At 66.5% G+C, this 16,155-nt stretch carries 12 protein-coding genes; 8 read left to right on the top strand and 4 right to left on the bottom strand.

Translation table 11 applies throughout. The annotated features are described in order from the left end of the window. Window positions 1-6: 6 nt before the first annotated feature. The 6 genes from hisI to tatC all read left to right on the top strand — a co-directional run bounded on the left by hisI (window position 7) and on the right by tatC (window position 2,868). The gene (hisI, locus tag FA90_RS18185; RefSeq protein WP_051971900.1) at window positions 7-441 is read left to right on the top strand and encodes a phosphoribosyl-AMP cyclohydrolase; all 435 of its coding nucleotides are present in this window, start codon (window positions 7-9) and stop codon (window positions 439-441) included. Next, the gene (locus tag FA90_RS18180; protein WP_036171136.1) at window positions 438-791 is read left to right on the top strand and encodes a phosphoribosyl-ATP diphosphatase; all 354 of its coding nucleotides are present in this window, start codon (window positions 438-440) and stop codon (window positions 789-791) included. Before hisI ends, FA90_RS18180 begins: the two co-directional genes overlap by 4 nt. A gap of 32 nt (window positions 792-823) precedes the next feature. Then, window positions 824-1,198, top strand: coding sequence for a histidine triad nucleotide-binding protein (locus FA90_RS18175; RefSeq protein WP_036171133.1), 375 nt, complete (start codon window positions 824-826; stop codon window positions 1,196-1,198). Between the two features lie 136 nt (window positions 1,199-1,334). After that, complete coding sequence (tatA, locus tag FA90_RS18170; RefSeq protein WP_036171131.1) at window positions 1,335-1,574, top strand: Sec-independent protein translocase subunit TatA; 240 nt, start codon at window positions 1,335-1,337, stop codon at window positions 1,572-1,574. 25 nt (window positions 1,575-1,599) lie between these two features. Then, window positions 1,600-2,115 (top strand): Sec-independent protein translocase protein TatB, encoded by a 516-nt coding sequence (tatB, locus tag FA90_RS18165; RefSeq protein WP_036171128.1) that lies wholly within the window; start codon window positions 1,600-1,602, stop codon window positions 2,113-2,115. Beyond that, on the top strand, window positions 2,116-2,868 hold the full coding sequence (gene tatC / locus FA90_RS18160) for a twin-arginine translocase subunit TatC (protein ID WP_036171125.1): 753 nt from the start codon (window positions 2,116-2,118) through the stop codon (window positions 2,866-2,868). A gap of 100 nt (window positions 2,869-2,968) precedes the next feature. On the opposite strand, the gene FA90_RS18155 is transcribed toward tatC, so the two are convergent. The 3 genes from FA90_RS18155 to FA90_RS18145 form a co-directional block, all read right to left on the bottom strand. Beyond that, window positions 2,969-4,867, bottom strand: coding sequence for a DUF885 domain-containing protein (locus tag FA90_RS18155; RefSeq protein ID WP_036171123.1), 1,899 nt, complete (start codon window positions 4,865-4,867; stop codon window positions 2,969-2,971). A gap of 118 nt (window positions 4,868-4,985) precedes the next feature. Continuing rightward, the gene (locus FA90_RS18150; protein WP_051971899.1) at window positions 4,986-9,170 is read right to left on the bottom strand and encodes a DEAD/DEAH box helicase; all 4,185 of its coding nucleotides are present in this window, start codon (window positions 9,168-9,170) and stop codon (window positions 4,986-4,988) included. Beyond that, window positions 9,167-11,119 (bottom strand): prolyl oligopeptidase family serine peptidase, encoded by a 1,953-nt coding sequence (locus tag FA90_RS18145; protein WP_036171120.1) that lies wholly within the window; start codon window positions 11,117-11,119, stop codon window positions 9,167-9,169. Before FA90_RS18145 ends, FA90_RS18150 begins: the two co-directional genes overlap by 4 nt. Before the next feature lie 150 nt (window positions 11,120-11,269). Between FA90_RS18145 and hemE the strand changes: the two genes are divergently transcribed. Together hemE and FA90_RS18135 are read left to right on the top strand one after the other, a co-directional pair. Continuing rightward, window positions 11,270-12,352, top strand: a complete 1,083-nt coding sequence (gene hemE, locus FA90_RS18140; protein ID WP_036171117.1) for a uroporphyrinogen decarboxylase — start codon at window positions 11,270-11,272, stop codon at window positions 12,350-12,352. A gap of 543 nt (window positions 12,353-12,895) precedes the next feature. Further along, on the top strand, window positions 12,896-14,902 hold the full coding sequence (locus FA90_RS18135) for a primosomal protein N' (RefSeq protein ID WP_036171114.1): 2,007 nt from the start codon (window positions 12,896-12,898) through the stop codon (window positions 14,900-14,902). On the opposite strand, the gene FA90_RS18130 is transcribed toward FA90_RS18135, so the two are convergent. Then, window positions 14,903-16,084: an MFS transporter gene (locus FA90_RS18130; protein ID WP_036171111.1), complete on the bottom strand. Its 1,182-nt coding sequence runs from the start codon at window positions 16,082-16,084 to the stop codon at window positions 14,903-14,905. Window positions 16,085-16,155: the final 71 nt, after the last annotated feature.

Raw genomic sequence — 16,155 nt, 5'->3', positions numbered from 1 at the left:
CAGCACATGGCGACCCCGACCACACCCCCAAGCATTCCCGCCCAGCCCTGGCTCAAGAAGATCCAGTGGGACGAACACGGCCTGGTGCCGGTGATCGCGCAGGAAGCGGCGACCGGCGACATCCTGATGTTCGCCTGGATGAACCGCGAGGCGCTGGCCAAGACCGTGGAAACCGGCGAAGCGGTCTACTGGAGCCGCTCGCGCAAGAAGCTGTGGCACAAGGGCGAGGAATCCGGCAACGTTCAGAAAGTGCTGGAAATCCGCCTAGACTGCGACGAAGACGTGGTGCTGCTGAAGGTCGAGCAGGCCGGCGGCATCGCCTGCCACACCGGCCGCCACTCGTGCTTCTTCCAGAAGTTCGAAAACGGCGACTGGAACGCGATCGACCCGGTGCTGAAGGATCCGGACACCATCTACACCAAACCGAAGAAGAGCAAATGAGCGGCACCCAAGACACGACCCTGGCGCGCCTGGCCGAGGTCATCGAATCGCGCAAGCCGGAACACGGCGGCGACCCCGCCACATCGTACGTGGCGCGCCTGTTTTCGAAAGGCGACGACGCGATCCTGAAAAAGATCGGCGAGGAAGCCACCGAGACCGTGATGGCGGCCAAGGACGTGCGCGCCGGCGCCGACGCCAGCAAGCTGCTGTACGAAGTGGCCGACCTGTGGTTCCACTCGGCCGTGCTGCTGGCGCGCTTCGGTTTGTCGCCGCAACAGGTGCTGGACGAGCTGGCGCGCCGCGAAGGCCTGTCCGGGCTGGAAGAAAAAGCCGCCCGTCCGCAAAACTGAAAACCGGGCATCGAGTCCCGACCGGAGACACCATGGATAACTGCATCTTTTGCAAGATCGCCGCGAAGCAGATCCCGGCCAGCGTCGTGTACGAAGACGACGAGCTGCTCGCGTTCAAGGACATCAACCCGGCCGCGCCGGTGCACCTGCTGGTGATCCCGAAGCAGCACATCGCCACCCTGTCCGATTGCACCGACGCGCAGGCGCCCTTGCTGGGCAAGATGCTGGCGCTGGCGCCGCAGCTGGCGGCGCAGCACGGGATCGCGGTCCAGGCCGACGCCGAGGGCGAGCGCAGCGGCGGCTACAAGACGCTGATCAACGCCGGTCCCGACGGCGGGCAGGAGGTGTATCACCTGCACCTGCATGTGTACGGCGGACCACGCCCGTGGCGCGGTCTGGGTACGTGAAAACCGCAGCGAAAAGTTGTACTGAGGCGCGACTAAGCGACTGATAACAAAAGGAAAGAAGCATTCCGGGCTCGCATCGCTTATACTGCGCGTGAGCGTTACGTGAATTCGGGCCAAGGCCCGCAAGGAGAAGACAATGGGTTCGATGAGTGTTTGGCACTGGTTGATCGTGCTGGTGGTGGTGGTGGTGGTGTTCGGTACGGGCAAGCTGCGCAACGCGGGCTCGGACCTGGGCAAGGCCGTGAAAGGCTTCAAGGATGGCATGAAGGATGGCGAGGACACCACTGCCGCCAACCGCACCGTGCCGCCGCAGCAGCCGGTCGTGCCCGACCAGTCGACGATCGACGTCGAGGCGCGCGAAAAGACGCGTCATTAAGCGTCCCTGATCGTTTGATGCATCCATGATCGATCTTGGACTGACCAAACTCGCCGTGATCGGCGCGGTGGCGCTGGTCGTCATCGGCCCCGAGAAACTGCCGAAGGTGGCGCGCATGGCCGGCACCCTGTACGGCCGCGCCCAGCGCTACCTGCACGACGTCAAGGCCGAGGTGTCGCGCGAGATCGAGATGGAAGAGTTGCGCAACCTGCACAAGGACGTGCAGGAGAGCGCGCAAAGCTTCAAGACCGAGGTCGCCAGCTTCAAGTCGGAAGTCGAGAACACGGTCTCGACCCACATGGGCGAGGTCGAATCGGCCTGGCGCGGCGACAGCCCGGCAGCGCCGCCGCCGCCGTCGGCCACCAGCGACGACATCGAGCGCAAGGCGCGCGATTTCCGCCGCAAGAAGCTGGTGCGCACCTCGGCCGTGCCGGCCTGGTACAAGAACCGCAATGGCGCCCGCCAGCACGTGCTGTCAGGTGCCGCCCGGGTCCGCAAGTTCCGTCCGCGTTCGACGGGCTCCAACACGACGTTTTTCTAGATGACTGAAGAAGCTGCGGGCGAAGAAACATTCATATCCCATCTGGTCGAGCTGCGCGACCGCCTGGTCCGCGCCTCCATCGGGGTCGCGATCGCGTGCGGCATCCTGCTGCTGTGGCCGGGGCCGGCGCGCATCTACGATTTCCTGGCCAAGCCGATGATCGATTCGCTGCCCTCGGGCGCGAAAATGATCGCCACCGGCATCGCGTCCCCCTTCCTGGTGCCGATGAAGGTCACGCTGGTGCTGGCGTTGCTGGTCGCCTTGCCCTGGGTGTTCTACCAGGCCTGGGCCTTCATCGCCCCCGGCCTGTACGCGCACGAGAAGCGCCTGGTGCTGCCGCTGGTCGTTTCGTCTTCCGTGCTGTTCGTGACCGGCGTGGCGTTCTGCTACTTCCTGGTGTTCGGGCGCGTGTTCCACTTCATCGCCGAATTCTCGCCGACTTCGATCGCGGTCATGCCCGACGTCGAGAACTACCTCGACTTCGTCATGTCGATGTGCCTGGCGTTCGGGGCGGCGTTCGAGGTGCCGGTGGTGGTCGTGATCCTGGTGCGCATGGGCCTGGTCAGCGTCGAGAAATTCAAGTCGATGCGCCGCTATGCCGTGGTGGTCGCCTTCGTGATCTCGGCGATCGTCACCCCGCCGGATGCGATCAGCATGCTGGCCCTGGCCGTGCCGATGTGCCTGCTGTTCGAGCTCGGGCTGCTGCTGGCGCCGGTGTTCGTGCGGGTCAGCCAGGCGCCCAAGGAAGCCTGATTAGGCCTGCGCTCGATTGGCGCGGCGTGATCCGCTTCCACCGCACATGAAAAAACGGCGCCCGCGAGGCGCCGTTTCGTTGGATCGCACTTCGCGTCCTTTACTGCATCAGCTGCCCGATCATCTTCACCGGCGCATTGCCGTAGCCGAGGAACTGGTCGTGGAACTGGCGCAGGTCAAACTTGTCGCCGAGCTGCTGCTTGCGGCGCTCGCGCAATTCCATGATGTCGTTGTAGCCGCTGAAGTAGCTGGCCAGCTGCACCGACGACAGCTGCACGCGGCGCCACTTCTCGGCGGCTTCCTGCGGCGTCTGGAAGGCCTGGCGCACCAGCAGGTCCATCGCCTGGTCGCGGTTCATGCCTTGCACGTGGACGCTGTAGTCGAGGATCGCGTTCGAGACGCTGCGCAGGTTCCACTTGCACCAGAACAGCCACAGCTCGGGCGCGTTGTCGCCGTAGCCCGATTCGAGCATCATGCGCTCGCCATACACCGCCCAGCCTTCGACCATCGCGCCATTCCCGAACAGCGATTTGACCAGCGACGGCGAGCGGTTGGCGTTCATCAGCTGGGTGTAGTGGCCCGGGATCGCCTCGTGGATGTTCAGGATCTGCAGCATCCAGTTGTTGTACTCGCGCAGGCTGCTTTCCTGCTGCGCCGGGCTCAGGCCGTCGAGCGGCGTGACGTTGTAATAGGTCTTGTCCTTCGGGCGGTAGGGGCCGGGCGCGTCGATGCTGGCGCCGGCCACGCCGCGCTGGTACATCGGCGTCTCGCGCACCACCAGCGGCTTGCTCGGGTCCATGTAGACCAGGTTGTGCGAGACCACCCAGTCCTGCAGCTGCGGGATCTGGCGGCGGATCTCCGCCAGGTAGTTGTCAGGCGTGGTGTGCTGCAGCGACAGCTTGTCGATGACCATGCCGATCTTCTTGTAGCGGTCGGTGGGCTTGGCCACGCCGCCCATGGTCTTGTCCCACAGCTGGTCGGCATAACCGTCCATGCGCGTGAGCAGCTCCTCGCGCGCGGCCAGCGCCTTTTGATAGGTCTGCTCGGCCGAGCTGGTCGACTGGATCTCGTAGGCGAACTTCTGCTCGTAGAAGGCTTTGCCGATGCGGAACGAGCGCGCGGTGTGCATCTGGGTCTGCGACTTGTCCAGGTCGGACAGGAAGTCGACCCACTTCAGCACCGCACTGCCGGCATTGGCCACGCGCTGCGCGAAGATGGTCTTTTCCTGCGCCGTCAGGATCGAGTCCTGTGCCGCCTTGCCGATGTCGGCCAGCACGGCCAGCGTACCCGGCGCCTGCGTGATCGCGAGCTGGGTGTGCTCGTGGGTCGGGTTCACGATCGACGCCTGCGCCGCCTGGTAATAGGCCGGCACGTCGGCCAGGCGCTTGAGGATGGTGCGCAGGCGCTGCGGCTTGGCGGCGTAGTCGGTATTGAGGATCAGGTCGAGCGACTGGGCTACGTTGTACTGGGCCGGGTTCCACTCGAATTCGCGGAAGGTGGTCAGGCGCCAGCGGTCGTACTGCAGCTTGTTGGTCAGCAGGGCCAGGTCGGTGCGCTGGTTGGGTGAGAGGCGGTCGGCGTTGAGCTTGCCGAACTTGTCGCGCCACTCGTCGATGAAGGCGAGCTGTTTGGTGCGCGTGGCGTTGTCGGGGATGGTCAGCTTGGCGGCGGCGTCGAACTTGCCGACGTAGATGCCGCCTTCCGGATCGATGCGCCACAGCGCGGTCAGGTACTGCATGGACAGCGTGTCCATGTAGCGGTCGTTGCGGTTGGCGTTGGATGCGGCGGCCGGTGCGGCCGCGGCGACGGGTGCGGCGGCTTTCGCCGGCGCCGCATCGTCGTCACGCTCGACGGCCTTGGCCGCCTTGCCTTTTTTGCCGGCGGCCTTGACTGCCTTGGCGCTGGTGGCGTGCTTTGCGGCCTTGTGGGTGTTCGCGCTCGCCGGCGCCAGCGCGACGCTGGTCAGCAAAACGGCAAGCGCGATTTTCGTTTTTATCATCGTGAATACTCTGCCTGTGAATATGATGGGCGAGATGGCCAGCGCACGCGCGGGCGCGCACGGGAGCGCGTCAGATTAGCATCAATCCCGGCGCTTGCCGACCCCTCGAAACAATTCGCTACATCGACTGCCAGTCCGCCAGCGACGGCACGCGGATGCCGGATAAACCCTGCTGCAGCATGGCCAGCATGTCGCCAGGGGTCATGCGCGCCGCGACGTCGGTGCCATCGAGCAGGCTGTCGGCCAGGTCGCGCTTGTGGCGATGCAGGTCGACGATGCCTTCCTCGATCGTGTGGCGCGTGACCAGGCGGTAGATCGTCACCGGGCGTTGCTGGCCCATGCGGTGCGCGCGATCCGATGCCTGGTCCTCGACCGCCGGGTTCCACCACGGGTCCATGTGGATCACGTAATCGGCCGCGGTCAGGTTGATGCCGACGCCGCCGGCCTTCAGCGAAATCAGGAACAGGTCGCCGTCGCCGGCCTGGAAGGCGTCGACGCGGCGCTTCCTCTCCTGCATCGGCGTCGAGCCGTCGAGGTACTGGTAGCGGATGCCGCGCTCGTCGAGGTGCTGGCGGATCAGCGTCAGGTGATCGACGAACTGGCTGAACACCAGCGCCTTGTGGCGGTTCTCGAGCAGCTCGTCGAGCAACCCCGCAAAAGCTTCCAGCTTGCTGCTCTTGATGCCGCTGTCGGGCGCGACCAGCTGCGGATTGCAGCAGGCGCGGCGCAGCTTCATGATCTCGGCCAGGATCTGGATCTGCTTCTGGCTTTGCGGCGCCTCCAGCGCTTCGATGCGTTCCAGCGCATCGCGCCGCAGCGATTCGTACAGCGCCGTCTCTTCCTGGCTCAGTTCCACCGGCAGCACGATCTCGGTGCGCGGCGGCAGCTCGGACAGCACCTGCGCCTTGGTCCGGCGCAGGATGAAGGGCTGGGTCAGGCGCTTCAGGCGCGTGCGCGCGGCCAGCTCCGCGCGCTTGTCGGAAGCCTTTTCGATCGGGCCAGAGAAGCGCAGTTGAAACTGGTCGGCGGTGCCGAGCAGGCCCGGGTTGATGAACCTGAAAAGGTTCCACAATTCGCCCAGGTGATTCTCCAGCGGCGTGCCGGTGGCGACCATCTTGAAATCGCCCTTCAAGGCCATCACCGCCGCCGAGCGGCGCGTGTGCGCGTTCTTGATCGCCTGCGCTTCGTCGAGCACGATCGTGTGCCAGCGCACCGCCTCGAACAGCGCCGCCTCCAGCTGCAGCAAGCCGTAGCTGACCACGATCACATCGAAAGCGCCGGCGCCCTTGAGCATCGACGCGCGGTCGCCGGGACCGAACAGCTTGACCTTCAGGGTCGGCGCGAAGCGCTCGGATTCCGACAGCCAGTTGGTCGCGACCGAGGTCGGCGCCACCACCAGGGTCGGCCCGCCGGGCGCGCGCGACAGCACCAGCGCCAGCGCCTGCAGCGTCTTACCGAGACCCATGTCGTCGGCCAGGCAGGCGCCGACGCCCCAGTGCGCCAGGCGCGCCAGCCACTCGAAGCCTTCGAGCTGGTAGTCGCGCAGCTCGGCCTGCAGGGTGGAGGGCAGCTGCGGCTGGTAGTGGGCGTTGGCCTGCATGTGCTCCAGGTGCTTGCGCCAGGCGGCGTCGGCGTCGATCTCGCCCGCCTCGCCGGCCATCTCTTCCAGCGCGAAGCTGGCCAATGGGTGGAAGCGCAGCGCATCATCGGCAACATGAGCGTCGGCGTCGCTGTAGGCCGACAGGTCCATCAGGCGCCGGTGCAGCTCGTGGGTCAGCGCCAGGAACTGGTTGTCGCCGAGCGCGATGAAACGGTCCTCGCGCACGCGCGCGAGCAGCTCGCGCAGGTTCATCACGCGCCCCTCGTCGATCTGCACCTCGCCATTGGCCGCGAACCAGTCCTTGTCGCGCCGGATCTGCAGGCGCACCGACTTCGAGCTGATCTTTTTCGACACGCGGAACGACTCGCCCTCGGGCCAGGCCACCAGCACCTTGAAGGCGTCCAGCTCCTGCAGCTCGGCCAGCAGCTCCAGGCACTGCACCGGCCCGGCGAGCAGCCACTCGCCGTGCTCGTCCTCGGCCGCCTCGAACGCATGGCAATCGGCGATCAGCTGGCGCTCGGCGTCGCGCTCGGCGTTCAGGTGGCGCTTGGCTTCCAGGCGCACGCCGTTGACATCCGCGATGATGCTCTCGGCGCCCTCGCCGGGGCGCAGGTAGGGACCGGCATCCGGCAGCGGGCGCACCATCACGCGGATTCTCAAACCCTGCTGATAGGGCAGCAGGTGCACGTGCAGGCGCGGGTCGGCCTCGACCTGTTCGATGTCGCCGGGGCTGCCGCCGATGTCCGACTGCACGGTGACGATCGCGGAGATGGCGCTGATCGCCTGCAGCACGCGCCGCTCGGCTTCCAAGGGCACGTCCAGGCCCTCGCCGACGATGGCGCCGATGCGGCGGTGCTCGTCCTTGATCTTCACGATGCGCAGGCGCGTCGGGCTTTCCTTCGTCACGACCACGTCGCCCTGCTGCTCGGCGATCTTCGGCTCGAGCGTGATGTGGACCATGCCGCCGCCGGCGCGCACCACCAGCTGCGGCTCGCCCGGCAGCAGCTCGACGCGCGAACCCGGCGCATCCATCCAGAACAGCAGCGGGTGCCCGGCCAGCGCGGCGACGGCGCGGTCGAGGTCGAATTCGTAGCGCGTGCCGGTGCCGCTGTAGTAGCGGTGTGCGCCGATCGTGCCGGCCACGGCCACGTCCTGCGCGGTAAGGAATTCGAGTTCGTCCGCTTCCTCGGCCAGGCGTTTCAGGCTGAAGGCGCGCCCGCGGCTCCAGCCGCCGGTGGCGTCGCGCTTCTGTTCGCGCGGCTCGAGCGCGCGCACGCCCAGGTGCGCGTCCCACGAGATCAGCCAGGCCAGGCGCGACTCCTTGACGACTTCGACGTTCACCGCCGGCTGCAGGTTGATCAGCGCGTTGAGCTGACGCTCCCACGCCTGCTCGCGCTCGAACCACAAGGCCAGGTCGACGAAGCGGTGCTGCTGGCGCAGGGCAATCGCGCGCTTGTCGATGGCGATCGCACCTTCCAGTCCGAGCTGGCCCAGCACCGAGCCGATCTGCGCGGCGATGAAGTCGAAGCCGGCCGCTTGCGCGACGTCCATCTGCTGCTCGAGCATGGCGCGCTTCTCGGCCAGCTGCGGGATGCCGAGCCACCAGTGCAGCAGCGCGCGGAACATCACCGGCTGCAGCGAGGTTTCCCAGTTGCGTGAGGGGAGGACTTCGGCGTCGACGGTGCCGCCGCGGATCTGGCGCAGCATCGACAGCTGCTGGTAGACGGCAGTGTCGTGGCTTTGCACCGCGCGCGTGGCGGCGTCGAGATAGGCGTCGAGCGTCTTCTGGTGTTTCGGGTCGCCGCTGCGGATCAGCGCCGTCACGTACAAATGGCCGGCGATGCCTTCGAACACGGCCTTGCGCTTGCCGGTCTCGCGGCGCAAGGCCTTCAATGCCTTGTCGAAGCCGGCCAGCGCGGGCTCGACATCGCCGCGCAGCAGCTGCAGCAGGCTCCTGAACGTCAGCTCGGCCGATTCGTCCAGGTCGTGCAGGAGCGCCCCGGCGGCGTCCAGCCGGCCGCACAGCACCAGGTGCTCGGCCAGCGCGACGCGCAGCGCCATGGAAGCGCCGCCTTGCGCCACATGTTCCTCGGCGTAGGCGCGCACCGCCGGCGCACTGGCCGGCTCGCGCTGGACGTGGTTGACCAGCACGGCCAGCACCTCGTCGCGCACGGCGCCGTTGATGCGCTCGATCAGGTCGGGCTCGAACGGGCGCATGCAGATGTCGACCAGCGGATGCAGGTAAGCCGCCTCGTGGCAGCGCAGGCAGGCCGCCAGCAGCGGCGCGATCGCCTTCGGGCCGTCGCCGGCCAGCAGCGCCATGCGCAGCAGCGCCACCCCCTGGCGGTAGCTGCGCAGCATCGGCGTGCCTTGCCAGTCGACGCGCAGCGGCAGCACCGTCAGGTAGGCTTCGCGCAGCAGGTTGAAGCGGCGCGCGCGCAGCGACCAGGCCATCGCCGGCCAGGCCAGGTCGGGCGAGATCACGTAGCCGCGCGAGGGCAGCTCGCCGATCAGGCCGTCGGCGCGCAAGGCTTCCAGGTCGGGCGCCAGCGCTTCCTCGCTCTCGCTTTCGCGGAACAGGAACAGGTGATCGTGGATGCGGCGCCGGCCCATCGGCTCGCCGGACAGCGCCAGCAGGGCCAGGATCAGCTTGCGTTTTTCACTGCATGCCTCGAAGACGGCGAGTACGACTTCCGGCGTCATGCGCGCCCTGGGTCCACGAGGTTCTCGATCTCGACCGGCGGCAGCCCGGCGGGAATGTCGATGCCGAAGATACGCAGGTAAAAGTAAAGCTCCGCCTCGAGCGTGCGCACGATGCTGTCCGCCTTGCGAAAGCCGTGGCCTTCGCCTTCCAGGGTCAGGTAGGCGACCGGCACGCCGCGCGCGCGCAAGGCTTCGACCATCACCTCGGATTGCGGCGGCGGCACCACCTTGTCGTCCAGGCCCTGGAAGAAGATCATCGGGCGGCGCAATTTGTCCGTATGGTTGATCGGCGAGCGCGCCGCATACACGGCGTCGGCCTGCGCCTTCGGTGCGATCAGATATTCGTTGTAGCGCGATTCGAACTTGTGCGAGTCGGCGTCCAGCCCCTTCAGATCGGACACGCCGTAATAGCTGGCGCCGGCCTTGAACACGTCGAAGAATTCGAGCGCGCACAAGGTCGTCAAGCCGCCGGCGCTGCCGCCGCGGATCACCAGGCGCTCGCGGTCGACCAGGCCCTGGTCCGCCAGGTGCTGGGCGCCGGCCACGCAATCCTCGACGTCGACCACGCCCCACTGGCCCTTCAGCAGGTCGCGGTAGGCGCGCCCGAAGCCGCTGCTGCCGCCGTAGTTTACGTCCAGCACGGCGATGCCGCGGCTGGTCCAGAACTGGGTCGCAAGCTTCAAGGTGCTGCTCGCCATGCTGGTCGGGCCGCCATGGCCGATCACCATCAGCGGCGGCAGTTCGCCCGGCAGCGGCTGGTAGTCGGCATTGGTCGGCGGGTAGTAGAAGGCGTAGGCGCTGCGGCCCTGCATGCTCGGGTAGGAGATGCTCTGCGGGACCGACAGGTAGCCGACATCCGGCAGGGTCTCGATCGATTTGGCCAGCACTTTGCGTGTGCCGCCGGCCAGGTCGAGCAGCGCCAGTTCCTGGGCAATGGTCGGCGCGCCCGCCATCAGCGCGACCGTGCCGCCGGCCACGCGCAGCTCGCGGATCTCCTGGTACGGGTTGTCGATCGGGGTGAGCCGGCCATCGGCGAGGCCCAGTCGCGCCAGGCGGCTGACGCCATCCTCGATATAGGTGCAGACGATCTCGCTGCTTGAAGCGAAGCCGTACATCGCATTCCCGAAAGTCCAGTGCGGACCGGCGAATTCCGCCTCCTTGACGCAGACCGGATGCACCACGCCGTGGTCGTAACGGTGGATGTTCCACCAGCCGCTGCGGTCCGAGACGAAGTAGAGCAGGCCGTCCGGCGACCATTCCGGCTGGCAGATCGATTCGTGCGCGCCGCCGGCGACCAGGCGCCCGTTGACGAGCGTGCCATCGTCGCCGATCTCGGCCAGCCACAGTTCCGTGCCCTGCCACGGCATGCGCGGATGGTCCCAGCACAGCCAGGCGATCCGTTTGCCGTCCGGGGAGATGCGCGGCGACGAATAAAAATCGTTGCCGTCGACCAGGACCGTCTCGCTGCCGTCGAACGCCAGCGCGCAGATCGTGTTGACCGGGTAGCTTGCGCCGGCCGAGTGGTCCTCGCGCACGCCGACCAGGCGCCGGCGCGCCGCGTCGAGCACGAAATCGGCGTAGCGCAGGTCGCCGCCGCCGCTGACCGGCTGCGGCTCGCGCCCATTGGCCGGGATGTGGTACACCCGGTTGTCGGCGAAATTCGAGAACCAGACCGCGCCGCCGGACGCCAGCAGCGCGCCGCCGCCATATTCGTGCACGCGGGTGCGCACGTTGAACGGCGCCGGCGTCATCTCGTTGACCTCGTCCGCGCGTGCGCGCAGCAGCGTGTTGCGTCCGCCTTCGCTGGCGCGCCCGGCCAGCCACAGCACGTCGGCGCCGTCGAGCAGCACTTGCGACAGCGGGGAAGCGCCGGCCGCGACGATGGCGGCGGTGATCGGGGACGTCCAGGCGCCGCAGGGTGCGGCTGGTTGGCGGATGGGCTCTAGCATGATCGATCCTGGGAAGTGGAAGACAGCATTATATGAACTTGTCCGCGATCGAGCAGCGCATGCCAGTCCGACAATGCGCGCCGTGACCCGGCCAAGGAATGCGATAATAGAGGTTTGCCCTCGGCACTCACTCGTCACTTATTGTCAGCCATGCCACAATTCGCCCCGCTCCAGAACGACACCTTCCTGCGTGCGCTGTTGCGCCAGCCGACCGACTACACCCCGGTGTGGCTGATGCGCCAGGCGGGGCGCTACCTGCCCGAGTATCGCGCCACGCGCGCGCGTGCCGGCTCCTTCCTTGGCCTGGCCAAGAATCCTGACTTCGCCACCGAAGTCACGCTGCAGCCGATCGACCGCTATCCGCTGGACGCCTCGATCCTGTTCTCGGACATCCTGACGGTGCCGGATGCGATGGGCCTGGGCCTGTATTTCGAAGACGGCGAAGGCCCGAAGTTCGAGCGCAAGGTGCAGACCGAAGCCGACGTCGCTGCGCTGCGCGTGCCCGACATGGCCGACCTGCAGTACGTGTTCGACGCCGTGACCTCGATCCGCACCGCCCTGAACGGCCGCGTGCCGCTGATCGGCTTCTCGGGCAGCCCCTGGACGCTTGCCTGCTACATGGTCGAGGGCAGCGGTTCGCGCGAATTCCACACCATCAAAAAGATGGCGTATGCGCGCCCCGACCTGATGCACCGCATCCTCGAGATCAATGCCGAGGCCGTGGCCCAGTACCTGAACGCCCAGATCGACGCCGGCGCGCAAGCCGTCATGATCTTCGATTCCTGGGGCGGCGCGCTGGCCGACGGCGCCTACCAGGCGTTCTCGCTGGCCTATATGCACAAGGTGGTGGCCAGGCTGCAGCGCGAGAAAGATGGACAGCGCATCCCGGCGATCGTGTTCACCAAGGGCGGCGGCTTGTGGCTCGACGAGATGGCCGGCATCGGCGCCGATGCGCTCGGCCTGGACTGGACCGTCAACCTCGGCCGCGCACGCGCCCAGGTCGGCGACCGCGTCGCGCTGCAGGGCAACCTCGATCCGGCGATCCTGTTCGCCGGTCCGGAGCAGATCGCCGCCGAAGTCGAAAAAGCCCTGAGCAGCTACGGTACGCCGCAGGCCGGCCATGGCCACGTGTTCAACCTCGGCCACGGCATCTCGCAATTCACGCCGCCGGAATCGGTCACGGCGATGGTCGAGGCGGTGCACAGCTTCAGCCGCCGCCAGCGCGCGGTCTGAGTTCGAGCGCGCTGCTCAAGCAAGCCACAATCACACTTATTCACAAAAATCAGGACTAGGCCCAGCCTTCCTGTGAAAATGTACAGTACTGGTTGTGGTATCATAAGTGCTTGATTCTTATGGTTTTTGCGTCCTTGCCACAAAGGGCTTCCAGGGCGTTTATGCAGACCGGCCGAGTTATCCACTGCACTTTCCCGACCATTGTTCACAAAGTTATGCACAGATTCTGTGAATAATGGATAAAAACTCTTGGTTTACCGAGGCTTACGCGATTTCTTCAAGTGATTCATCAAGATTTTGCTGCAATGCTTATAAGTTCTTCAATGGAAACGCGCAGTTATACACAGAAGCGTCACAGCGATGCACAATTTCCCCTGGTTCAACACGGCGATTGTAAGCCGTTGAATTAATAGGGAAAATAATTTAATGAACTTAGGGAATTGATAAGTGCTTTGACCTAACGTAAACCTTTGTCCCGGTCAAGTTTTCCATTTTCCACAAAGTTTTCCACAGTTACCCACAGTTCTACACACAAGGTTCGGCTTGGCCCACTGCATCCTCCAAATCGCCCTCGATACCCCGCTCGACAGCGTGTTCGATTACCGGTGGCCATGCGAACCGGGCGGCGAACCCCTGGTCGGGCAACTGGCGCTGGTGCCGTTCGGGCGGCGCCAAGTGGTCGGGGTGATCGTCGCGATCAAGGAGGGCACCGACGTCCCCGCCGACAAGCTCAAGGATGCGCTGGCGGTGCGCAGCCAGCTGGCGCCGTTGTCGGGCAAATGGCTGGCGCTGGCCAGCTTCGCCGCCACTTACTATCACCGGCCACTGGGCGAAGTCGCGATGCCGGGCCTGCCCAAGAACCTGCGCCTGGACACCACGGTCGCGCTGGACCGCGCCCTCAAGAAGCTGGCCAAGCTCGAGGATGCGCACGACGCCACCCCAGCCGGCATGCCGGCGCTGAATCCGGGCCAGCAGCAGGCCGCCGACGCGATCGGCGCGGCCGAGGGCTTCAGTCCGATGCTGCTGTACGGCGTGACCGGCAGCGGCAAGACCGAGGTGTACCTGCAGGCCTGCGCGCAGGTGCTGGCGCATGACGATCATGCGCAGATCCTGATCCTGGTCCCCGAGATCAACCTGACCCCGCAGCTGGAGGGCAACATCCGCGCGCGCTTCCCCGGCGTGATGCTGGCGACGCTGCACAGCAGCCTGTCCGAAGGCGAGCGCATGCTGCACTGGCTGGCGGCGCACCAGGGCCGTGCGCGCATCGTGCTGGGCACGCGCCTGGCGATCCTGGCCTCGCTGCCGAACCTGAAACTGATCGTGATCGACGAGGAGCACGACCCCTCGTACAAGCAGCAGGAAGGGCTGCGCTACTCGGCGCGCGACCTGGCCGTGTGGCGCGCGCGCCAGCTGCAGATCCCGATCGTGCTCGGCTCGGCCACGCCTTCGCTGGAGAGCTGGCACCATGCCCAGACCGGCCGCTACCGCCTGCTCGAATTGAAGGAACGCGCGGTGCGCGACGCCGTGCTGCCGCGCGTGCGCATGATCGACATGGAGCGCGACAAGCCGGTGGAAGGCCTGACGCCGACGCTGGTGCGCGCCCTGCGCGCGCGCATCGAGAAGGGCGAGCAGTCGCTGCTGTTCCTGAACCGGCGCGGCTACGCCCCGGTGCTGAGCTGCGACGCCTGCGGCTGGATCAGCAACTGCACCCGCTGCACCGCCTTCATGGTCCTGCACCGGCCCGAGCGGCGCCTGCGCTGCCACCACTGCTCGCTCGAGCTGCGCATCCCGCACGCCTGCCCGACCTGCGGCAACATCGATTTGCAGCCGCTGGGACGCGGCACCCAGCGCGTCGAGGAAGGCCTGCAGGCGATGTTCCCCGAGGCGCGCATCCTGCGCATCGACGCCGATTCGACGCGCCGCAAGGGCAGCGCCCAGGCCGCGTTCGACACCGTGCACCGCGGCGAGGTCGACATCCTGATCGGCACGCAGATGGTCGCCAAGGGCCACGACTTCAAGAAGCTGACGCTGGTCGGCATCCTGAACCCGGACACGGCCCTGTTCTCGCAGGATTACCGCGCCAGCGAGCGCCTGTTCGCCCAGCTGATGCAGGTCGCCGGCCGGGCCGGGCGCGCCGGTCTCGAATCCGAGGTGCTGATCCAGTCGCGCTACGTGCAGCACCCGCTGTATGCGGCCGTCATGCGCCACGATTACGAGCGCTTCGCCGGCGAACTGCTGGAGGAGCGCCACCAGGCCGCGCTGCCGCCCTACATGTACCAGGCCCTGCTGCGCGCCGAGGCGCCCGAACTGGCCACCGCGATCGAATTCCTCGAGCAGGCGCGCGACGCGGTGCCGACCGACGCCGTCGTCATCAACGACCCGATCCCGATGACGATGACGCGCGTGCACAACGTCGACCGCGCCCAGCTGCTGATCGAGTCGAACTCGCGCCCGGCGCTGCAAGCCTTCCTGACGACCTGGGTAGATGTGTTACGTGCAATGAAGAGCAGGGTAAGATGGTCGTTGGAGGTCGATCCGCTCGATATCTGATCAGGCCGCGCGCCGGGCATACAGCGCGGTGACCAGCAGCAGGCCGCTAGTCGCCAAAAAGACCGCGCGCATGCCGATATGCCCACCGACGAAGCCGCCGATCAGCGGTCCGGTGAACTGCCCGGCAAACTGCGACGACAGCGAATAGCCGAGCGTGGCGCCGACCACGTGCTCGGGTACGTTGTGGCGGATCACGGCGGTAATGCAGGGCATCAGCCCGCCCAGGGCCAGGCCCATCAAGAAGCGCAGCACGATCAGCTGCCAGCTCGCCGTGACGAAAGCCTGCGGCAGCAGCAGCAGGGCGGCCGCAGTCAAGGCATAGGCGATCACGCGCACGTGGCCGATCCGGTCGGCCAGGCGGCCCAGGCGCGAAGCCGACAGCACGCTGCCCAGCGCCGCTGCCGACATCACCAGCCCGGCGGTGAAGGTCACGTGGGCCGGATCGGCCACCAGGGTGCGTACGTACACGGTGATGATCGGTTCGATCGACATGTTCGCGATCATCAGCATCAGGCCGGTCACCAGCATCGCCAGCACCGGCTTCTTATTCGGGATCTGCGACCAGCTGACGGCCTTGCGCACCGGCGCGTCGGCGCTGCGTGGCACTTCCTTGACCAGCCAGGCCGTGACGACGAAGGCGACCAGGATCAGCGCGCTGGCGCTCCAGAAGGTGGCGCGGATGCCGATCAGGGGCGGCAAGGCGCCGCCGACCAGCGGACCGGCCAGGTTGCCAGCCATGATGCCCGAGGCCAGCAGGCCGAGCGCCTGGCCCGAACGTGCCTTCGGCGTCTGCACCGCCACCAGGATGGTCGCGCCGGACGAATAGCCGCTCGCCAGGCCCAGCAGCAGGCGCAGGCCGACCAGCTGCCAGATATTGGCCGCCAGCCCCATCAGCGAAACGCAGACCGTCATGCTCAGGCTGGCGCGCAGCAGCATCGACTTGCGTCCGTAGCGGTCGCCCAGGCGGCCCCACAGCGGGGCGACCAGGCCGGCCATGACGAAGGTCGCGCTGTAGGCGACGCCCGACCATTGCACGACCGCGGCGTGGCCGCTGACGCCGAGTTGTTCCACATACAAAGGCAGGAACGGCAGCATCAAGGTCATCCCCAGCACGGTCGTGAACGAGCCGAACAGGCAAACGATGAGATTGCGCTGCCACCGCTCGCTCAAGTCCAGTCGCATTCGGGCACGCTCATTGGGATTCATCGGGAATGCATTATTGCACGGTAAGAACGAGCGAGCCGGCCGGGGGT

It is taken from the genome of Massilia sp. 9096 (assembly GCF_000745265.1).
Taxonomy (GTDB): domain Bacteria; phylum Pseudomonadota; class Gammaproteobacteria; order Burkholderiales; family Burkholderiaceae_D; genus Telluria.
The sequence above is the reverse complement of the archived record's forward strand: the minus strand, read 5'-3'. Positions and strand labels throughout refer to the sequence as shown.